This window comes from Pseudolactococcus laudensis (assembly GCF_013449735.1).
Lineage (GTDB): Bacteria > Bacillota > Bacilli > Lactobacillales > Streptococcaceae > Pseudolactococcus > Pseudolactococcus laudensis.
Window position 1 is genome coordinate 1 of sequence record NZ_JACBNY010000019.1, and the last position, 22,163, is coordinate 22,163.

20 protein-coding genes are annotated in these 22,163 nt (G+C 39.8%); all 20 read left to right on the plus strand.

The features are described 5' to 3' along the window. Positions 1–530: 530 nt before the first annotated feature. The 20 genes from HZR21_RS09135 to HZR21_RS09230 all read left to right on the plus strand — a co-directional run bounded on the left by HZR21_RS09135 (position 531) and on the right by HZR21_RS09230 (position 22,163). A complete protein-coding gene (locus HZR21_RS09135; RefSeq protein WP_180747393.1) occupies positions 531–1,070 on the plus strand; it encodes a YceD family protein in 540 nt (179 codons plus the stop codon). A 201-nt stretch (positions 1,071–1,271) separates the two neighbouring features. Continuing rightward, positions 1,272–2,693 (plus strand): NADP-dependent phosphogluconate dehydrogenase, encoded by a 1,422-nt coding sequence (gene gndA, locus HZR21_RS09140; protein WP_180747394.1) that lies wholly within the window; start codon positions 1,272–1,274, stop codon positions 2,691–2,693. An 80-nt stretch (positions 2,694–2,773) separates the two neighbouring features. Beyond that, a complete protein-coding gene (locus HZR21_RS09145) occupies positions 2,774–3,466 on the plus strand; it encodes a response regulator transcription factor (protein ID WP_003139754.1) in 693 nt (230 codons plus the stop codon). A 428-nt stretch (positions 3,467–3,894) separates the two neighbouring features. After that, positions 3,895–5,304 (plus strand): HAMP domain-containing sensor histidine kinase, encoded by a 1,410-nt coding sequence (locus HZR21_RS09150; RefSeq protein WP_180747395.1) that lies wholly within the window; start codon positions 3,895–3,897, stop codon positions 5,302–5,304. Between the two features lie 192 nt (positions 5,305–5,496). Continuing rightward, entirely contained in the window at positions 5,497–6,735 is a 1,239-nt protein-coding gene (locus HZR21_RS09155; protein ID WP_180747396.1) for an ammonium transporter, read from the plus strand. 105 nt (positions 6,736–6,840) lie between these two features. Then, positions 6,841–7,182 (plus strand): P-II family nitrogen regulator, encoded by a 342-nt coding sequence (locus HZR21_RS09160; RefSeq protein WP_003139759.1) that lies wholly within the window; start codon positions 6,841–6,843, stop codon positions 7,180–7,182. A 322-nt stretch (positions 7,183–7,504) separates the two neighbouring features. Continuing rightward, positions 7,505–8,863 carry a UDP-N-acetylmuramoyl-L-alanine--D-glutamate ligase gene (murD, locus tag HZR21_RS09165; protein WP_180747397.1) on the plus strand — a complete coding sequence of 453 codons (1,359 nt, stop codon included), beginning with the start codon at positions 7,505–7,507 and terminating at the stop codon, positions 8,861–8,863. Between the two features lie 2 nt (positions 8,864–8,865). Continuing rightward, a complete protein-coding gene (murG, locus tag HZR21_RS09170) occupies positions 8,866–9,972 on the plus strand; it encodes an undecaprenyldiphospho-muramoylpentapeptide beta-N-acetylglucosaminyltransferase (protein WP_180747398.1) in 1,107 nt (368 codons plus the stop codon). Beyond that, positions 9,962–11,050, plus strand: a complete 1,089-nt coding sequence (locus HZR21_RS09175; RefSeq protein WP_180747399.1) for a cell division protein FtsQ/DivIB — start codon at positions 9,962–9,964, stop codon at positions 11,048–11,050. Before murG ends, HZR21_RS09175 begins: the two co-directional genes overlap by 11 nt. A gap of 226 nt (positions 11,051–11,276) precedes the next feature. Then, positions 11,277–13,253 (plus strand): peptide ABC transporter substrate-binding protein, encoded by a 1,977-nt coding sequence (locus tag HZR21_RS09180; RefSeq protein WP_180747400.1) that lies wholly within the window; start codon positions 11,277–11,279, stop codon positions 13,251–13,253. A gap of 324 nt (positions 13,254–13,577) precedes the next feature. After that, positions 13,578–15,116, plus strand: a complete 1,539-nt coding sequence (locus tag HZR21_RS09185; RefSeq protein WP_180747401.1) for an ABC transporter permease — start codon at positions 13,578–13,580, stop codon at positions 15,114–15,116. Between the two features lies 1 nt (position 15,117). After that, a complete protein-coding gene (oppC, locus tag HZR21_RS09190; RefSeq protein WP_003137480.1) occupies positions 15,118–16,038 on the plus strand; it encodes an oligopeptide ABC transporter permease OppC in 921 nt (306 codons plus the stop codon). 16 nt (positions 16,039–16,054) lie between these two features. Next, positions 16,055–17,113 (plus strand): ABC transporter ATP-binding protein, encoded by a 1,059-nt coding sequence (locus HZR21_RS09195; protein ID WP_003137481.1) that lies wholly within the window; start codon positions 16,055–16,057, stop codon positions 17,111–17,113. 2 nt (positions 17,114–17,115) lie between these two features. After that, a complete protein-coding gene (locus HZR21_RS09200; protein ID WP_180747403.1) occupies positions 17,116–18,039 on the plus strand; it encodes an ATP-binding cassette domain-containing protein in 924 nt (307 codons plus the stop codon). A 178-nt stretch (positions 18,040–18,217) separates the two neighbouring features. Then, on the plus strand, positions 18,218–19,537 hold the full coding sequence (gene obgE / locus HZR21_RS09205; protein WP_096823124.1) for a GTPase ObgE: 1,320 nt from the start codon (positions 18,218–18,220) through the stop codon (positions 19,535–19,537). An 87-nt stretch (positions 19,538–19,624) separates the two neighbouring features. Continuing rightward, the gene (locus HZR21_RS09210) at positions 19,625–19,801 is read left to right on the plus strand and encodes a hypothetical protein (protein ID WP_003137484.1); all 177 of its coding nucleotides are present in this window, start codon (positions 19,625–19,627) and stop codon (positions 19,799–19,801) included. Continuing rightward, a complete protein-coding gene (locus HZR21_RS09215; RefSeq protein ID WP_180747404.1) occupies positions 19,798–20,778 on the plus strand; it encodes a PhoH family protein in 981 nt (326 codons plus the stop codon). Before HZR21_RS09210 ends, HZR21_RS09215 begins: the two co-directional genes overlap by 4 nt. Then, on the plus strand, positions 20,771–21,223 hold the full coding sequence (locus tag HZR21_RS09220) for an HIT family protein (protein WP_180747405.1): 453 nt from the start codon (positions 20,771–20,773) through the stop codon (positions 21,221–21,223). The genes HZR21_RS09215 and HZR21_RS09220 overlap by 8 nt, the downstream gene beginning before the upstream one ends. Before the next feature lie 63 nt (positions 21,224–21,286). Beyond that, positions 21,287–21,778 (plus strand): rRNA maturation RNase YbeY, encoded by a 492-nt coding sequence (gene ybeY, locus HZR21_RS09225; RefSeq protein WP_180747406.1) that lies wholly within the window; start codon positions 21,287–21,289, stop codon positions 21,776–21,778. Beyond that, complete coding sequence (locus HZR21_RS09230) at positions 21,762–22,163, plus strand: diacylglycerol kinase family protein (protein ID WP_180747407.1); 402 nt, start codon at positions 21,762–21,764, stop codon at positions 22,161–22,163. Before ybeY ends, HZR21_RS09230 begins: the two co-directional genes overlap by 17 nt.

The window sequence follows — 22,163 nt, forward strand, 5'->3', positions numbered from 1 at the left end:
CACTTTTTCTAGCCGCTCAAGAGGGTCTCCTTTTAAACTTAATTTTTCAAGATAGTCGCTATCTCCAAATAAATTCATCTTCAATACCTCGTTAGCTTATTTTTAATCTATTATACCTCTTTTCATAAGTTTTTATAGGTGCCCTTTAAGATGTCTTGCTGATTTCTAACAAAATCAACGTTTTTCATGTCAATTATCGTCATAGCTTATCCACTCCTGAGTTTTTATCGGTCTTTTTTTATTATTATACAATAATTATTCTGAAAAAGATGTCGTGAACTGAGTTCAAGAGTGTGTTGTTTTAGGGGCTTTAGTTTGTCAAGTCGGTGCGCTTAAATGAAAGGTATTTTTTTCCTTAAATTGGAGAAAAATATGACGAATCATCAGAGCATAAGGTATGGTATAATAACTAGGAAGAGAAGTCGGAAAAAAACATGAATAAGGCCGTTTAAAAACGGAGAAAAAATAGAGATTAATTGATAGCATTTTTGAGAATGAAGAGATACAATATTATCAAGGAGAATAACTAGATGAAATGGTCGTTACAAGAATTAAACAAAAAACACGCAGTGGAATTTGATGTAGCCTTTGACTTAACGCAAGAATTGACCGCGCGTGAGCCAGAAATTTTAGATGTGTCTACCGTGGCGGTTAGAGGACGTGTCGATGCAGATGGCGGTATATACTGCCTGAATTTTGCTGCTGACTATACCTTAACCATGCCGTCGTGTCGGAGCTTGATACCGGTTGATGTACCGATGACCTTTAACGTGTCGGAAATTTTCACGACACAAGAGTATTTTGATGCGCATAAATCAGATTTAGATGCGGACATGTTCTTTGTTCTTGACAAAGATGTCATTGATTTGGGCGAGTCCGTAGCGGATAATATCCTGCTAGAAATCCCTATGCGCGTCTTGACGGAAGAAGAAAAGCGCTCGGAAGACATGCCGTCAGGCTCGTCTTGGCAAGTCCTGTCAGAAGAAGATTATTTAGCAATGCAAGCTCAAGAAAATGCAGAAGTTGAGAAAAAATCACCTTTTTCTCAACTCGATGGTCTATTCGAATAAGCAACGTTGCTTTTAAAAACAAGAAATAAGCCCGATACTCAGGGCTTTTTTTGCTGTCTAACTAGCATTTTGTAGGCGATAAAATTTTTTGTGATAAAAAGTTAGAATTTCAGACTTTTAGGGTTGAAAATATATTAAAATTATATTATAATTAATTATTATAAAGTATAAAATTTGTAAGATTCGATAGGAGAATGTTCAATGACACAAGCAAACTTTGGTGTGGTCGGCATGGCAGTGATGGGACGCAACCTAGCGCTCAACATTGAGTCACGTGGCTACACAGTCGCAATTTTCAATCGCTCAAAAGAAAAAACAGAAGATGTGATGGCATCACATCCAGACAAAAATTTTGTGCCGAGCTATGATATTGCGTCATTTGTAAACTCGATTGAGAAACCACGTCGCATTATGTTGATGGTTCAAGCTGGACCAGGAACAGATGCAACGATTCAAAATCTCTTGCCACATTTGGACAAGGGTGACATTCTGATTGATGGTGGGAATACCTTCTATAAAGATACAGAACGTCGTAATGCTGAATTAGCAAATTCAGGTATTAACTTTATCGGTACAGGTGTTTCAGGTGGTGAAAAAGGTGCGCTTGAAGGACCTTCAATCATGCCTGGCGGTCAAAAAGAGGCCTACGAACTTGTCAAAGACGTTTTAGAAGAAATTTCAGCTAAAGCGCCAGAAGATGGCAAACCATGTGTCACTTACATTGGCCCTGCGGGTGCAGGTCACTATGTGAAAATGGTCCATAACGGCATTGAATATGGTGATATGCAGTTAATCGCTGAGTCTTATGACCTTATGCAAAGATTGCTAGGTCTCAGTGCAACTGAGATGCAATCAGTTTTTGCTGAATGGAACAAAGGCGAGCTAGACAGCTACCTTATCGAAATCACAACAGATATCTTGACACATCAAGATGACCAAGGTCAAGATGGCCCAATCGTTGACTACATCTTAGATGCTGCTGGTAACAAAGGGACTGGTAAATGGACAAGTCAATCAGCGCTTGATTCAGGTGTGCCACTACCATTGATTACAGAGTCAGTTTTTGCACGTTATATCTCAGCTTATAAAGAAGAGCGTGTTGCAGCAAGTAAAATCTTATCAGCACCAGACTTTAAGTTTGAAGGCGATAAAGCAGAATTGATTGAAAAAATTCGTCAAGCGCTTTACTTCTCAAAAATCATGTCTTATGCCCAAGGGTTTGCACAGTTGCGTGTTGCCTCTAAAGAAAATAACTGGGATTTACCATTTGGTGAAATTGCTGCTATCTGGCGTGCAGGATGTATCATCCGTGCTCGTTTCTTACAAAAAATCACAGATGCTTATGGCCGTGATGAAGATTTAGCTAACCTTTTGTTGGATGAATACTTCATTGACATTACTGCTAAATATCAAGGTGCGGTACGTGATGTTGTGGCACTTGCTGTTCAAGCAGGTGTACCTGTACCAACCTTCTCAAGTGCGATTGCTTATTTTGACAGCTATCGCTCTGAAAACTTGCCTGCCAACCTAATCCAAGCACAACGTGATTACTTTGGTGCGCACACTTATGAACGCAAAGATAAACCTGGTATTTTCCACTATTCATGGTATGACGAAAAATAAGTCAATTATCTAACTAGGCAAAAAGCCTTGCTTTCTAACTAACTTAAATCTGAATTCAAATAGAAAAGAGAAAATTTAAAATGGGAAAAAAAATTCTAATCATTGAAGATGAAAAACAACTTGCGCGTTTCGTATCACTTGAGCTTGAACACGAAGGTTACAGCGTAGAAACACGCCACGATGGCCGTAGCGGTCTTGAGGCTGCTATGACCCAAGAATGGGACATGATTCTTTTGGATTTGATGTTGCCTGAATTAGACGGTTTCGAAGTAGCCCGTCGCTTGCGCAATGAAAAACAAACACCAATTACAATCATGACAGCCCGTGATAGTACAATGGATAAAGTCGCTGGTCTTGATATTGGTGCAGACGACTATATCACGAAACCTTTCGCGATTGAAGAATTGCTAGCGCGTCTTCGTGCTAACTTCCGTCGTCAAGATCGTGAAGTCCAAAAACGTAAGAAAACTGACGGTACAACTTTCCGTGATTTAATCATCAACAAGAAAAACCGTCAAGTACAACGTGGTGAAGAAATCATCGATTTGACAAAACGCGAATACGATTTGTTAACAACATTGATGAAAAACGTTAACGACGTTGTGACACGTGAACAATTGGTTCAAAATGTTTGGGGATATGAAGAAGGAACAGAAACAAACGTTGTGGATGTTTACATTCGTTACCTTCGTAACAAACTTGACCAAAAAGGAAAAGATTCATACATCCAAACTGTTCGTGGCTTGGGTTACATGTTACGTGAAAATAACTAAGCAAGATGTCATAATTTTATAGCTTTTAAGCGGACAAACAAAACACAAGATTTTGGTTTAGGGCTTGAATGCCTATATCATTGATAAGTTGACATTCGTCAGCTTATCAATTTACATAGACATCTCTGAGCTAGTGCAAGGCGTGTCAATTAATTTTGGGTGAGAAATATGCCTCGCTCAAGATAGTTTTTTAAGCTGTTTCAATATCTGAAAGATTAAAGATGTCGAAATTGTTAGGGATATAATATAGTTGGCTCTAATGTTCCGAGAAAATAAGACAATGTGCTAATGGAATATTTCAGCTATGATGAAAAAATGCCATAAAGATTTAGGGGAAGGTAATGGAGACTTTGCCATCTAAAAAAAAGCAACCCAAAAAACGTAGTATAATGCTCAAGTGGTCCTTTGCAAATATGCTTTTTTGTTTCTTGGTTTTTACAACATTTGTGACCATATCGTATCAAACCTCAGTCCTCTACTTTTTGGACGGTGAGAAAGACGGTCTTATCAATGTTGTTGATGACCTTGCAGAAAAACTAGAAAATAGTGACGACGCTTTAACACCAGATAATATCTATCAATATTTAGGGTATCAAGAACCAGGTGTTCTTGCGACCCTCTATGATGAAGATGGTCATGTGATTAAGTCTGCTGAAGAAGTCGGTATTCCAGGTGTTGGCTGGCGCTCATTTCAAGTATATGATGTCACAGGACAAATGATTTTTACCACACAAACTTCGAGTTTACCACTAGCCAATAAAAAATCGACTGCACCAGTTATTGTGACAATAGGTGGTAAGTCTGGCTATATTACAACACGAGAGATCAAGTCTAAAAAAACAGGCAAAGTTGTCGGGTATTTGCAGTCCTTTAATAATCTAGGATTTTACTATAATATCCGTAATAAACTCCTGTTCATCTTGATTGCACTTGAGATTGTCGCCATGTTCCTTGCCAATTTCATCGGTTACTTTGTCTCAAATCACTTCTTAAAACCCCTATCTAAATTACGCGCCGCTATGAAACGTGTGACGCATTCACCTTCAAGTGAATTTAAGAAAGTTGAAATTAACTCTGGAGATGAAATTGAAGAACTTGCAGATGTCTTCAATAAAATGATGTATAAAACACATGATTATATTGAAGGGCAAGAACGATTTGTTTCTGATGTGAGTCATGAGTTGCGGGCCCCACTTGCTGTACTAGATGGTCACGTCAACCTATTATTGCGTTGGGGTAAGGATGACCCGGAACAGTTAAAAGAGTCCCTAGAGGCATCTAGGCAAGAGATTAAAAAAATGTCAAGTATGATTCAGGATATGCTTGATATTACTCGCTTAAAACAATCAGATGAATTTCAAACAGAAGAAACTGAAGTTGTTGGCAGCGTAACTGATTTGATGAATAATATGGAAATGATTCATCAAACCTGCAGTTTTGCTTTTGAGGCAAATTTAGAGCCACATGCCAAAGCTCAAATCTACAAGAATCACTATGTTCAAGCGCTTACTATTTTAATTGATAATGCGATTAAGTATTCTGGAGCGGGGCAAAGTTATGTTAAAGTCACCTTGTCTGAAGATGATAGAAACATCATCACTTCAGTATCAGATAGAGGGATGGGGATTTGTGAAGAGGACCAAGCACATGTGTTTGAGCGCTTTTTCCGAGCTGATAAGGCTAGAAATCGTGAGATTGGCGGAACAGGTTTAGGGCTGTCAATTATTGCGAATATCGCCCAAATGTATCATGGCTCTGTCTCTGTTAAATCGGAGCTTGGTGAAGGTTCGACCTTTACGCTTGTCTTGCCAAAAGCTGAGTCGCTTTATAACTTATAAAATAAGAGAAACGTTGCAGTTGCAGCGTTTTTTTCTTGCTTTAAAATTTTATTTGAATTTTTTGAATATTTCCTATTTACAACTCCTTTATTCTGTGCTAGAATATGTAGCATAGTAGATGTTAGAAAACCTTACATCGGAAACGCTTATTGGGCTAATGCTCATCTTTTGATATGATTATAGGAGATATCTATGAACTCAGGAAGTATTGCATTTATCATTATTTGTGCAGCTCTGGTTTTCCTCATGACACCAGCGCTTGCATTTTTCTACGGTGGTTTAGAGCGGCGTAAGAACGTGATTAACACGATGCTAATGGCCGTAATACCACTAGGAATAGCCTCTATTCTTTGGGTAGTGATTGGTTATAGTTTATCGTTTTCAGGTGATGGTACTTGGATTGGTAACTTATCTCATGTCTTTTTCGACGGTGTGAGTTCTTCTAACAACACTTTGCATGGACTAGAAATTCCCGATGGTCTATTTGGTGGTTTTCAAATGATGTTTTCGATTATCACGGTAGCGATTTTAACAGGCTCGGTGGTCGGACGGATGCGGTTTACACCACTCGTGATTTTCATGGCTTTCTGGTTAGTAATTGTTTACTATCCTTTGGCGCATATGGTTTGGGGTGGCGGATTCTTAGCCAAAATCCATTCGATTGACTTTGCGGGTGGTAATGTCGTTCATATTTCGTCAGGTGTCAGCGCCTTAGTTTTAGCACTTGTCTTGGGCCGACGTCGTGATTATGCGAGATTAGAATATCGGCCGCATAACATTCCCTTTGTCTTGCTAGGTGCTGGGCTACTCTGGTTTGGCTGGTTTGGTTTCAATGCTGGCTCAGCGCTCGCGGCTAACGGTCTTGCTGTTCACGCTTTAATGACAACAAACACCGCAGCAGCGGCAGCTATGCTATCATGGGTATTGGTTGAGAAAATCACGATTGGTAAACCCACTTTGGTTGGCGCATCAACTGGTTTAGTTGTAGGTCTCGTTGCCATTACACCAGGTGCAGGTTTCGTGTCACTCTGGTCGTCTATCTTGATTGGGGCGCTCGTATCGCCAATTTCTTATTACTTCATCTCAGTTATCAAGCATAAATTTGGCTATGATGATGCCTTGGATGCGTTTGGGGCGCATGGTGTTGGCGGTATATTTGGTGGCATCGTAACAGGAATTTTCACCGTACCTTCACTTGCTTTAGAAAAAGGTTATGCAGGGCTCGTTTACGGCTCAGGCAAATTGCTCCTTGCGCAACTTGAAGCCATCTTGTTCACGATTGTATTTAGTGCCATTGCGACCTTTATCATCATTAAGGCCATTTCACTGTTTATGGCGATTCGTGTTAGTGACCGAGAAGAAGCTATCGGGTTAGATGATAGTGAACATGATGAAACTGCCTATCCGACATTTATGGGATTGGATAGCTAAACTCTGAATTTAGGTTATTGTTTAGAAGGTTTATTAATCGGAAGGAAAATAAAATAGAGTTAAACCGCAGATACCAACGTACAAATAATGTAGGAGAATAAAGCAATGAAAAAAGTAGAGGCGATTATTCGCACTGAAAAATTAGAAGACCTAAAAGACGCCTTAGTCAAAAATGATTTGGCAAAGGGCATGACAGTCACGCAGGTCTTGGGATATGGTAACCAAAAAGGATTTGTTGAGTATGTTCGAGGTCAAAAATTGAACACGACTTTATTAGCTAAAATCAAGATTGAGATTGTAACGGTTGAAGAACGTGTCTCTAAATTAATTGAAGTCATTCGTGAAACGACTCAGACAGGTGAAGTTGGGGATGGTAAAATCTTTGTCCTTCCAGTTGAAAATGTCATTCGCATTCGCACGGGAGAGGAGGATGCAGATGCCATTTAAGGCAATTTAGTCTACTATTTATACTTACAAACTTACGCACTTAGTATGAAATGATGGCAAGAGTCATCAAAATTTAAACAAAACTTAATATATAGAAGTAACCACACACAACCACACAAATAAAACACTTAAAAGATGGCTTTTTTAGGTATATCTCGGTATATTTTAAAGGGTTCAAAGTTTAAGCGTTTTTTTATTGGTATCATGAGCGAGCTGACGGACGCATGACTGAGTATTGAAAAATTGTGATAAAAACGGTAGAATTAAAGGATATGAAGACAAGATTCGGATGAGAAAATCGGATTAAATAAGGAAAACAATCATGAAAACAATCACAAATTTTGAAAATAAAAAAGTATTGGTTCTGGGTTTGGCTAAATCTGGAGAGTCTGCGGCGCGTGTGCTCAATCAGCTAGGGGCAATTGTCACGGTAAATGACGGTAAACCTTTCGATGAAAATCCGGCAGCCCAAGATTTATTAGCCGAAGGCATCAAAGTGGTGACGGGCGGTCATCCACTTGATTTGTTGGAAGAAGATTTTTCGGTCATGGTTAAAAATCCTGGTATTCCTTACGATAATGCAATGGTTGAGCGGGCGACTGCTTTGAAAATTCCGATTATTACAGAAGTTGAGCTGGCGTTTTTGATTTCTGAGTCACCGATTGTTGGGATTACAGGGACTAATGGTAAAACGACAACAACAACCTTGATTGCGGATATTTTAAATGCAGATGGTAAGGTTGCTAAACTGTCGGGGAATATTGGTTTTCCTGCCTCTGATGTGGCATCAAAATCTACAGTTGATGAGACTTTGATTATGGAGCTGTCTAGTTTTCAATTGATGGGGATTGAAACTTTTAGACCTAAGATTGCAGTCATTACCAATTTATTTTCAGCACATTTGGATTATCATGGCTCACAAGACAATTATGAGGCGGCTAAATGGCGAATTCAAGAAAATATGACTGCTGATGATTTTTTAGTACTGAACTTTAATCAAGCAAAACTTCGGAATAAAGCTGGAGAAACAGCAGCACAAGTCGTGCCTTTTTCAACAACTGAAATTGTCGAAAAAGGTGCTTATGTTGCAGATGGCAATATCTATTTCAAGGCTGAAAAAATCATGGCCGTGTCGGATTTATCCTTACCAGGTGAACATAATGTTGAAAATGCCTTGGCTGCGATTTGTGTTGCCAAGTTATCTGATGTGTCAAATACTGCGATTACGCGCGTTCTGACGACATTTTCAGGCGTCAAGCACCGCTTGCAGTACCTGGGTCAGAAAAGTCACATCAAGTTTTATAATGATAGCAAGGCGACTAATATTTTAGCGACCCAAAAAGCGCTATCTGGGTTTGACAATCGCACGCTTTGGCTTTTAGCTGGTGGTTTAGACCGTGGCAATGGCTTTGATGAGTTGGCGGCAGATATTGCTGATTTGAAGGGGATGGTTGTCTTTGGAGAAACAGCGCCTAAACTTCGTGCGTTAGCAGAATCTCTTGAGATTCCGGTCTTTGACAGCGAAAATGTAGCGACGGCATCGCGCCTTGCTTATAGCAAGGCTGAGACAGGTGATACGGTTCTCTTAAGTCCTGCCAATGCTAGCTGGGACCAATATAAGACTTTTGAACAACGCGGCGACTTATTTATTGACGCGTTTACTGGATTGGAAGAAAAATAATCATGAAAATTATTGTTAGTGGTGGAGGAACGGGTGGCCATATCTATCCAGCACTTAGTTTTATCAACTATCTCAAAACGGTTGAACCAGATGTATCAGTGCTTTACATTGGCACACAAAAAGGGTTAGAATCTAAAATTGTTCCGGAAAATGGGATTGACTTTAAAACGATAGATATCCAAGGCTTTAAACGCTCTTTGTCACCTGAAAATGTCAGAACGGTCTATAAATTTCTTAAATCCGTGTCGGATGCGAAAAAGATTATCAAGGATTTCAAACCTGATGTGGTAATTGGTACGGGTGGCTATGTGGCAGGTCCTGTGATTTATGCTGCAGCCAAGCTGAAAATTCCAACGATTGTTCATGAGCAGAACTCTATTCCAGGTGTGACAAATAAGTTTTTAAGTCGTTATGCAACGCGTGTTGCGCTTGCTTTTCAAGAGGCAGGGTCATTTTTCCCGTCTAAGAAAACGGTTTTTACGGGTAACCCAAGAGCTCAGGAAGTCGCTGATTTGACAGATTCTAGTAATGTGCTAGGCCAATATGGTTTAAGAACAGACAAGAAGACAATCGTCATTTTCGGTGGTAGTCGTGGGGCTCTCAAAATCAATACTGCAGTCGTTGAGGCTTTGCCCGAGCTCGCGAAAAAAGATTATCAGATTCTTTATGCCTCTGGTGAAATTTACTACAACGACCCAGAATTCTCAGATATATTCACAGCATTTAATCGAAAAGAAAATATCAAAATAGTCCCTTATATTAACAACATGGTTGAGGTTTTAAATGATGCCAATTTGATTTTATCAAGGGCAGGGGCAACGACCTTAGCTGAGATTACGGCACTTGGTTTGCCGTCTATCTTAGTACCAAGTCCTTATGTAACTGCTGACCACCAAACGAAAAATGCCGAGGCGCTTGAAAATGCTGGCGCCGCAATAATGATTAAAAATGCCGAGTTAACTGGTAAGCGTGTTGTTGGTGCGATTGACAGTCTTTTATTGGATGACGTGAGGTATCGTCAAATGGCTGAAAGTGCTGTGCGTGAGGGTGTACCAGACGCAAGTAATCGTTTATATCGAGTGCTCAAGGATGTATTAAATGGCAGATAAAGATAAACAACCAGAACTGACGCCTTGGCAGCAAGAACATGCTGAGTTTCAAAAGAAAAAGCAAGAAGAGGCAGCGAAATTGGCGCGCGAAGAAAAGCGCAAGAAACAGCCTGCTAAGGTCGAGTCGGTCATTGAAAAATATGAGGCAACGCCTAATCAACCAGTAAAAGAAGAAAAAATACCATTCTTTAAGCGGTTTAAAGTTTTAGCCGCGCCAGAAGAAAAGGGAGAGATTTCTCAAGTATTGGGCAAAATTTGGCCCTTTATCTTGGTAACACTTTTAATCTTTTTAAGTAGCATCTATGTTATTTCACCACTCAGCAAAATTGCAAGTTTCACCGCAACTGGTAATGTGCACGAGTCGACTGAGCAAATTGCTGAGGCAACCGGAATTAAAACTAATGACCATGTCTGGCAAGTCATCCAAAAATCGACAGCTATCTCGACTAAAATCGAGCAGAAGTTTCCACGTGTCAAGTCAGCGAAAATCTCGTGGGTATTTCCAAACAACTTTAGCGCTAAAATCGTCGAATACGGTGAGAGCGTCTACCTGAAAACAGGAGATGCGTATCAGTTGGTTTTGTCAAATGGTGTCATCTTGACACAAGAGCCTGTTGATGCACAAAAACGTGCTGCATTACCGGTTTTAGACGGCTTTAATGCGAAAGAAGTCAAGTCATTTGTCGCCGCATACGAGACACTCAAACCAGAACTGAAAGCCCAAATCACAACCGTGACTAAGGTGCCTACGAAAGTAACACCAGACTTCATCGCGCTTGAAATGAAAGACGGTCACCAAGTTCGAGTACCTCTGAGTCAGATGGCTGAAAAGCTCCCTTATTACACTAGTGTCGCCTCAAATCTCACCGAGCCTAGCGTCGTGGATATGGAAGCAGGCGTCTATGCTAAGTCTAAAGATGCCTACCAGAAAGATTTAGACGACGAAAAAGAAAAAGAGCAGAAAGCCAAAGAAACAGCTGCCGCAAACAAGTCAGCCGAACAAGCGTCTGACAATGGTGGTGAAAGTAGCAACGGCACTGAAACTGCAAGCACCGATAGCACACAAGGCACTGAATAGCCTGAAACGGCCTCAAAAACACTTCAAAGTAAGAGGATACAGTAACAAAAAATCAGGTTTAATCGACTGATAGTGTGTTATTTTATAAAATGAAGATGTAGAGCAGTGAAGGCAAGGGTTCTAATAAAAAAAAGAAATGTCTGAATATCTTGACATTTAAGATAAAATTAAGTAAACTAACAAAGTGGTTACTTTTTATTAACTCAATATATCATGGGAGAAAAATATGACAAAAAAGACAAAATTGATGAGCATCGGCTTGATGTCTGTAGCAGCTTTAGGCGTTTTTGCAGCCTGCGGTAACAAATCTGATTCTAGTGAGTCTGACGGTAAAGATTATTCATTCTACTATAAAACTGACCCTGAAACTTTAGACTATACCTTCTCTGGTCAACGTTACACTGCTGAAAATACAGCCAACTTTGTTGATGGTCTCGTGTCTTATGACCAATATCGTCAAATCGTGCCAGCCTTGGCGAAATCTTGGGATGTCTCAGAAGACGGTAAAACATATACTTATCATATCCGTAAAGATGTGCCTTGGGTTGATGCTGATGGCAATGAATATGCGACAGTCAAACCTTCTGACTGGGTCACTGGGTTGAAACACGCTGCAGATACTAACTCTGAAACGCTTTACCTAGTTAGCGATTCAATTACAGGTCTTGCAGATTATGCTAGCGGTAAAAATAAAGACTTCTCAAAAGTTGGCATCAAAGCTGACGATAAAGCTGGAACATTGACTTATACTTTAAATGCGCCAGAATCTTTCTGGAATTCTAAAGCAACTTATGGTATCTTGTACCCAATTAATGCTGAGTTCTTGAAAGAAAAAGGCAAGGACTTTGGTAAAGTTACAACAGATGGTATCCTATACAATGGTGCTTTCATCGCAACGAAATTTGATAATAAATCAGCGATTGAATACAAAGCCAATGACACTTATTGGGATAAGAAAAATGTACACATCAAGAATGTAAAATTATCATTTTATGATGGTAAAAAACCAGAAGATCTTTATAAAGGCTTTACAGATGGCAAGTACAATCAGGCAGAACTTTTCCCAACAATGCCATACTACAAAAATGTTAAAAAATCTGACGTTATCTGGACTGCCCAAGAAGCAACAACTTACTTTGGTATGTTCAACTTAAATCGTCAAACTTATAAGAATACAGCACACGATACAGATGCTAAGAAAACAGCAACAAAACAAGCTGTTTTGAACAAAGACTTCCGTCAAGCAATTGGATTTGCTATTGATAAAGCAAAATACAATGCACAACGTGTTGGCGAAGAAGGTGGTGAAAAACTTGTTCGTAACACTCTCGTCCCTTACGATTTTGTAACAATTGCTGGTAAAGATTACGGGACTGCTGTTCAATCTAATCTTCAAGCGATTGATGGTGATGTTTGGTCTAAACTTTCAGTTGACCAAGGTAAAAACTCAACTTACAATGTTGACTTAGCTAAAGCTTCATTTGCTAAAGCTAAAGAAGCTTTGAAAGCACAAGGGGTTGAAGTTTCAAAAGAAAACCCAATCGTCTTGGATGCACCAGTTTTAGATACAAGCACAATCAACATTGCTGCTGCAGCATCAATGGCAAACTCTCTTGATAAAGCTTTCGATGGTGAAGTTAAATTGAACTCAATCAAACTTGCCATGGATCCATATCTCCAAGCAGTCTTCTCGTTCAAGACAGCTGCTGAAGCGGATTACGACTGGAACATTTCAGGATGGGGACCAGACTACGCTGACCCAGCAACTTACCTCAATATCTTATCACCAAAACAAGGCGATATCACAATTAAGATTGGTCTTGAACCAAGTGTGACACTTGAAGGCGAAGATAAGGGCGCTGCTGCCAAAGCTACGGTAGATATTGAAGCTTATCAAAAACTTTTGGATGAAGCGAATGCTATCACCGATAATACAGATGCTCGTTATGAAGCGTTTGCCAAAGCTGAAGCTTGGTTGATTGACAACGGTATCGTGACACCAATTAATTCACTTGGTGCTGCACCAATGATGCAAAACGAAGTACCATTTACAAAAATTGATTCTAATACGGTTGGTTCAACTGCTTATTCTTACAAATATAGAAAAGTAAGTGATAAAACAGTCACAGCTAAAGAATATGAAAAAGCGTTGAAAGAATGGAAAGCTAAAGTAGAAGAAAAATCAAAAGCAGCTACCAAATAATAGCAACCACGCATAGCACCTATCGTAGTAAATGGTAAATAGGAACTTTTGAAGTCCTTGTCATATTAGATGAGGCGACCAACCAAGCTCTTGATTTAGAACTGATCGGTCGCCTCTTGACGAGAGGGAGCGAAAGTGGTTTGATTTTATGCTTGATTGAATAGAGTGAGTATAGGATGAAGCAAAGGTGAGACTAGATATTTCTGGTCTCAGTTTTGCGTTTAGAGAGACTATCTGAATTGTCCTTCTCAACTAGCTACTGGCTAACCAACAATCAACTTAACGTAAGTATCTTAATTCTTAATATAGAACGGTTTGAAATAGATGAAAAAATATATCTTTTTTAGAGTGTTGCGGGCTCTGTTGTCCATTGTTATTGTGACAACAATTGTTTACGCACTCGTCTTTAGTTTAATTCCACGTCGTCAGATTTTTACATCAGATGAGCAATATGCACGTGTTGCGGGTAAAGCTGATGCACGTCGTGAGTACGAAAATGCAGTCTTTGAGCGTCAGGGTTATATTGACTACTTGAACCAAAAAGCTTTAGTCAATAAAGTCCAAAAAAATGATCCAAATTATGACGGCACAGATAGCAAAGCCAATCTACAAGCGGCTGAAAAATGGGCAAAATCTGCCAAAGGTAATTGGAAAATTGAGCAACTGCCAATTTCTAAAAAGATTTATGCCACGCGTGAAATTCCAATTTGGCAACGTGTCGGGAAGTTTTATGCTAACCTGATTCAGATTGATCATCCTTGGAAAATTCAGGATAAATCCAACCCTAATCTCAAGCATTACATCAAGTTCACTTGGGAAAAAGGTGGTGGTCCAGCCATCATCGGTTCAGGAACTGAGCATAAATACTTATTGTATTTTGATGGCACATTCCCGTTCATCCACCAAAAATTCATTACGATTAATTTGGGGCAATCTTATCCAACCTTTAGCGGTCGCTCAGTTGTTGATGTCTTAACAAGTGGTCAAGGTGAGACAGTAACACGTGAAATCACACTTGAAGATGGTAAGACGATGAATACGTCTATGAACATCCATACAGCAACTTATCAAAGTCCTAAGAACCAAAGTGAACGTATGAAACGGATTTTCAAAGATGACTACACAAATGTGAAGAATTTTTATAAAGATCCGTCTATGATTGGTAACTCAGCTAGAATTTCAATTATAGGGACAATTTTAGCGTATCTTTTCTCAACTTTCCTTGCGGTCTATCTTAGCCGTCATGCGGGTGGTATCATTGACCGTTTTGGTCTGATTTTCATCACTGCCTTAATTGCCTTACCAAGTTTGGCGATTATCTATACAGATAGATTCCTCGGCTCATTGATAGGCTTGCCAGGTTCATTTACAACATTAGGTGCAGGAAATGTGGCAACTTATATTATGCCAACGCTGATTGTAGCCTTGATTTCTACACCACCATTGACCATGTGGACGCGTCGTTACATGGTTGACCAACAGTCAGCTGATTATATCAAGTTTGCACGTGCAAAAGGGTTGTCAGAAAAAGAAATTTCTCGTAAGCATATCTTTAAAAATGCAGCGATTCCAGTTGTCAATGGTATTCCTTCGGCTATTGTCGCTGCTGTAGCTGGTGCGACGATGACTGAAACTATTTTCCTTGTCCCTGGTCTTGGTAAAATGTTACCAGATGCAATTTCTGCCAATAATAGTTCGGTAGTTGTCGGCATTACCTTCATTTTGACGACTTTAGCAGTCTTTGCAGTCTTGGTAGGTGACATCATCATGCAAATCATCGATCCACGGATTCAATTTGCAACGAAATCTAAAACAAAATCTAAAGCAAAATCTAAAACAAAACATGCGAAAGGAGAAAAGTAAGATGTCAGATAAAGAATTATTTTCGTTCGTCCCTGCCAAAGGAGACGAATCTGAAATCATCAGTGCACCACTTTACTCTTATTGGAAGAGTGTGGGGCGCAAGTTCCTTTCTTCAAAACTCGCAATTGCAATGCTTGTTTTATTGATTGCTTTACTCTTGATGAGTTTCATACAACCAATTTTTTCAGGTTATACAGTCGTTAATTCAGGTAAAATTGATGATTTTAGCTTGCGTTATAACTATCCCAATTTAAAAAATTGGTTTGGGACAGATGCGACGGGCCAATCACTTTTTGACGCTGTTTGGGCAGGGGCCAAAACATCCATTTCAATTGCCATGCTTGCAACACTCATCTCAACTTTTATCGGTGTAATTGTAGGGGCAGTTTGGGGCTTGTCAAAATCTATCGACAAGTTCATGATTGAAGTCTATAATGTCGTTAACAACGTGCCGCAAGTTTTGGTTTTACTCGTTTTATCTTATGCATTTGGATCAGGCTTTTGGAACTTGTTGTTTGCCATGTGTGTGACATCTTGGGTCAGTATCGCCTACCAAATTCGTGTCCAAGTTATTATGTATCGTGACCGTGAGTACAATATTGCCTCTCGCACACTCGGTACAAAACCTGCGACGATGATTGGTAAAAATATTTTGCCATACCTCATCTCAGTTATTGTAACGATTATCAGTAACCAAATGCCAGTCTTCATTTCTTTGGAAGTTTTCCTCGGATTCTTAGGCGTTGGTTTGCCTTCTGATACACCATCACTTGGTCGTATCATCGCAGATTATACAGACAACATAACCAACCATGCTTATCTTTTCTGGATTCCAGTATTGATTCTCGGTCTGGTGACTGTCTCACTTTATATCGTTGGTCAAACACTTGCTGATGCAAGTGACCCTCGTACGCACCAGTAGAAAGGAACCGTTTATTATGTCAAATAAAAAAGTTATCCTTTCTGCAAAGGATATTAGTGTTGAATTCCAAGTCCGCAATCGTACTTTGCGTGCAATTCGCAATATTTCAGTTGACTTGCATGAAGGTGAAACCTTAGCGCTCGTAGGTGAATCAGGCTCTGGTAAATCAGTTTTCACTAAAGTTTTCACGGGAATGTTAGAGACAAATGGTTCTGTTTCGACTGGAACAGTGACTTATGGTGACATGAATTTAACAGATTTGAAAACAAATGCCGAGTGGGAAAAAATCCGTGGGGGACAAATTTCGACAGTCTTCCAAGACCCTATGACATCACTCAATCCGATTAAAACAATCGGTAGCCAAATCTCTGAAACAATCATTAAGCACCAAGGTAAATCATCCGAAGAAGCTAAGACAATCGCCATTGATTTGATGAATCGTGTCGGCATTCCAGAAGCAGAAAAACGCTATGATGAGTATCCCTTCCAGTATTCTGGTGGTATGCGTCAACGTATCGTTATTGCAATTGCTTTATCATCACGACCAAAAGTCTTGATTTGTGATGAGCCAACAACTGCTCTTGATGTGACAATTCAAGCACAAATCATCGCTTTGTTGAAGGAATTAAAAGAAGAATACGGCTTTGCCATGATTTTCATCACACATGACTTAGGTGTGGTGGCGTCAATTGCTGATAAAGTGGCAGTGATGTATTCTGGTGAAATCGTTGAGTATGGCACGGTTGAAGATATCTTCTACGACAGCCGTCATCCATATACATGGGCTTTGCTCTCTAGCTTGCCACAGCTTGCAACGACTGAAAAACTTTACTCGATTGCTGGTACTCCACCTTCTCTTTACTCTGAGATTAAAGGGGATGCCTTTGCACCGCGTAATCCAAAACCAATGGCGATTGATTTTGTTGAAATACCACCAAAATTCCCAGTTAGTGACACACATTGGGCAAAAACATGGTTGTTAGATGAACGTGCACCAGAGTTAACAAAACCAGAAGGTATCCAAGATTTACACGCTAAAATGGTTAAAATTTATGCAAAAGAAGGAGGGGCTTAAAGATGGCTGAAAAATTATTAGAAATTAAAGACCTCTCGATTTCTTTTGGTGAAGGTAAAAACAAAAATATCGCAGTTAAAAATGCCAACTTTGATATCTATAAAGGTGAAACTTTTGCGCTTGTAGGAGAATCTGGCTCTGGTAAAACAACCATTGGCCGTGCGATAATGGGCTTAAACAATATTGAAAACGGCGATATCATTTTCGACGGTAAAAAAATCAATACTAAATTGTCTGGCTCAGAAAAAGAAGAATTAACTAAAGATATTCAGATGATTTTCCAAGACCCAGCTGCCTCACTTAATGAGCGGGCAACAGTGGACTATGTTATCTCAGAAGGCTTGTATAACTACCATATGTACAAGGATGAAGCAGATAGAAAAGCAAAAGTAGAAGCCATGCTAAAAGAAGTTGGTTTACTGCCTGAGCATTTATCACGCTATCCACATGAGTTTTCAGGTGGTCAACGTCAACGTATTGGGATTGCGCGTGCACTTGTTATGGAGCCGCGTTTGGTCATCGCTGATGAACCAATCTCAGCTTTAGATGTCTCAATTCGTGCCCAAGTCCTCAACCTCTTGCAACGTTTGCAAGAAGAAAAAGGCTTGACTTACCTCTTTGTTGCGCATGATTTGTCAGTTGTTCATTTCATCAGTGATAGAATTGCCGTGATTTATCATGGAGACATTGTAGAAATGGCTGAGACAGAGGAATTGTTTAACAATCCAATCCATCCGTACACGAAATCACTTTTATCTGCTGTCCCAATTCCTGACCCAGCACTTGAACGTCAAAAACAATTGATTGTATATGATGACGCAATTCATGATTATGAGACAGACAAACCTAGTTTCCAAGAAATTAAACCAGGACACTTTGTTTGGGCCAATACTGTTGAAGCAGAAAACTATAAAGCACAATATTGAAACAATAAAAAAACGAGCTGAGGCTTGTTTTTTGTTTAATCAGACAGTAAAATCCACAGTTTGTGACCGTAAGATAATATATTCGTAACTAATGATAGAAGACGTGAGCGAAAGCTCGCGTTTTTTGTTATAATAGAAAGTAACTATAGAGAAAAATACAGAAAATCAAGGTGACAAAATGTCAATGTTTTTAGATACAGCACGAATTGAAGTAAAAGCCGGAAAAGGTGGCGATGGCGCCGTATCTTTCCGTCGAGAAAAATATGTACCAGATGGTGGACCCGCAGGTGGCGATGGTGGCCGTGGTGGCGATGTTATTTTCGTCGTAGACGAAGGTTTGCGCACACTTATGGACTTCCGTTATAACCGCCATTTCAAAGCGAAACCAGGCGAAAAAGGCATGAATAAAGGGATGCACGGTCGCGGTTCAGAGGATTTGATTGTCAAAGTCCCACAAGGCACAACAGTCAAAGACTTTGAAACAGATAAGATTTTGGTCGATTTACTAGCACCAGGTCAAACCTTTACCGTGGCTCATGGTGGTCGCGGCGGTCGTGGAAATATTCGCTTTGCGACTGCAAGAAATCCTGCACCTGAAATCGCTGAAAATGGTGAACCAGGTGAAGAACGGACATTGTTATTAGAACTTCGTGTTTTGGCAGATGTCGGTCTCGTTGGCTTTCCATCAGTTGGGAAATCAACTTTATTGAGTGTGATTTCAAACGCACGTCCCAAAATTGGTGCCTATCATTTTACAACCCTAGTCCCTAATATTGGGATGGTACGTGTTGGGGACGGCGAAAGTTTTGTCGTTGCAGATATGCCAGGTTTAATTGAAGGGGCTAGCCAAGGGATTGGCTTAGGAACACAGTTTTTGCGCCATATTGAGCGGACGCGCGTTTTACTACACGTCATTGACATGAGTGGTATGGAAGGACGCGATCCATATGATGATTACGTAGCCATTAATGATGAGCTAGAAGGTTACAACCTTCGACTTATGGAACGGCCACAAATTATCGTTGCCAATAAAATGGATATGCCTGATGCAGAAGAAAATCTGGCTGAATTTAAAGAAAAACTTTTCGCAAACTATGAAGAGTTTGAAGATAAACCACAAGTTTTTCCAGTTTCTGGTATTTCACGCCAAGGTTTACAGAACTTGCTTGAAGCAACAGCAGAGCTATTAAGTGAAACACCTGAATTTCCATTGTACGAAGATGCAGACTTTGCAGATGATAACAAAGAAGCCTACTATGGCTTTGATGAAGGTACGCGTGATTATGAGATTACGCGTGATGATGATGCGTCATGGATTCTATCTGGTGAGAAACTTGAAAAACTCTTTACCATGACTAACTTTGATCACGATGAGTCTGTCTTTAAATTTGCCCGTCAATTACGTGGTATGGGTATTGATGAAGACCTCCGTGGTCGTGGTGCTAAAGATGGTGATATTGTGAGAATTGGTAATTTCGAATTTGAGTTTGTGGATTAATGAGACACATTTTAGTATAAAAATGAAACAGTTTTTAATGCTTGAAGGTGTTTAAAACACAGATAAGTATAATTTGGAGGTAGCAAGATGGGATTTAAAATTATCGGAAATCGAGATGCAGAAGGCAATTTCATCGCCTCTGCGGATGCTTGGCCACCAGAAAAAATAGCTGAGCTATTTGATAAATACAATCCCAATCGCAAATTGCGGTTGGCGCGTGAAGCAGCAGAAAAAGAAGATAAGAAAGAAGACAAAGCCATTTGAACTCTCTTGAAATCAAACTTAATCACCCTGACGATGGGGCAAATCTTTTCGGAGCTCAGGAAAAACACTTGAAATATCTGGAAGAGGCGATTGGTGTCACCATACATTTTCGTAGTGAAGTGGTTCAGGTGGTATCAGACTCAGACGAGAAAAATGAGCTAACTCGTCTAGTTTTACAAGCCTTACTAGTCCTAGTTAGCCGTGGTCAGACCGTGAGTACACCTGATGTAGTTACAGCTCTAACCATGGCGCGAAATGGCGAAATCAATAAATTTATCGCCCTCTATGAAGAGGAAATTACCAAGGATAGCAATGGTAAACCAATTCGTGTTAAAACATTAGGTCAAAAAATCTATGTTGAAGATATCTTGCACCATGATATTACATTTGGCATTGGACCAGCTGGTACGGGAAAAACATATCTGGCTGTTGTTTTAGCGACCACTGCCCTTCGTCGCGGTCAGGTCAAACGTATTATCGTAACACGCCCAGCAGTAGAAGCCGGAGAAAATCTTGGTTTCTTACCAGGTGATTTACAAGAAAAAGTCGATCCCTACTTGCGCCCAATTTATGATGCTTTGTATAATGTTTTAGGTAAAGTTACAGTTGAGCGCATGCTAGAACGTGGCACAATAGAAATTGCTCCGTTAGCTTATATGCGTGGTCGGACTTTGGATGATGCCTTTGTCATTTTAGATGAGGCGCAAAATACCACAACCATGCAAATGAAAATGTTTCTAACGCGATTAGGCTTTAATTCTAAAATGGTCATCAATGGTGATATCAGTCAAATCGATTTACCGAGACATGCTAAGTCAGGTTTGATTGATGCCAAAGACAAACTCGCTAACATTAAGCAGGTTTCCTTTGTCTATTTCTCTGCAAAAGATGTCGTCAGACACCCTGTTGTAGCTGAAATTATTCGAGCATATGAAGATGATGAACAAGGACAATCGGAAGGAAAACATCATGAGTGACTGGCGAGAGAATAGAATTCAAGCAGCCCAGCGTGGTGAAAATCCAATGGTGATGGTAGAGTTGCGATCTGGTTTTGCTTGCATTGGGGATACGCAATTCTTAGAGGGTTATTGTGTGCTTTTACCCAAGCGGGAAGTATTCAGTTTAAATGATTTTACCTTAGCAGAACGCAGTCAATTTTTGACGGATATGTCTTTGATTGGAGATGCTTTGCTTTCTGTAACAGATAGTTTGCGGATTAATTACGATATTTTAGGGAATACAGATAATTATCTTCACGCCCACATTTTTCCGCGTTATCTCTCAGAAGCACCTGATCGCTTGAAAAAGCCAATTTGGCTTTATGAAGCGTATCATTGGTCTGATGAGAACTACGCCTACGACGAGCGCAAACATGGTAATCTACGTTCGAAGATAACAGCTTATTTGAAAGACTATCAGTAACCATAAGTTTGCGAGAGCATCCAATTGTATGGCGTAAAAACGCAGAAAGGAGAGACGTTTAGCATGTATATTGAAATGCAAGATAAGACGGGTAAAGTACCTGAAACATTGCAACAAGATACGATTAAGTTACTAAATTTTGCAGCTGATTTTATCCATTTACCTGAAAATAAAGAAATGGCCATTACGTATGTCTTGAATGATGAGATTCAGGTCATTAACCGTGAGTATAGAGGTAAAGATGTCCCCACAGATGTGGTCAGTTTAGAATATGAACCAGAAGACATTGCTTTTGGTGAAGATTTTGAGATGCCAGAAGAACTTCAGGCAGAGTTAGAAGACTTTGATAGTTTTATTGGTGAGCTTTATATCTCTATTGAAAAAGCGCAAGAACAGGCTGATAATTACGGCCATAGTTATGCGCGTGAGATGGGCTTTTTAGCGGTACATGGCTTTCTCCATATCAACGGCTACGACCACATGGTACCAGAGGACGAGAAAGTGATGTTTGCCTTACAGGAAGAGATTTTGACTGCTTATGGCCTTACAAGATAAAAATACAGAGAAAAAGTGGAAAAACCGGACGGTTTATGCCTCGCTCGAATTTGCCTTAACCGGTATTATCACTGCTTTTCGTGAGGAGCGTAACTTACGTAAGCATGCCGTGAGTGCTAGTTTAGCTATCATTTTTGGTTTTGTCTTTATGATTTCAAGAATTGAGTGGCTATTTTTACTCCTGGCTATTTTTCTGGTTATTTTTGGAGAAATCATCAATTCAGCGATTGAAAATGTCGTCGATTTAGCAAGTGATTATCACTTTTCTATGTTAGCAAAAAATGCCAAAGATATGGCAGCAGGAGCGGTCCTGTTTATCTCGCTCTATGCTGTTATCGTTGGCATGATGATTTTTTTACCTAAAATTTGGTCGCTGATTTTTTAA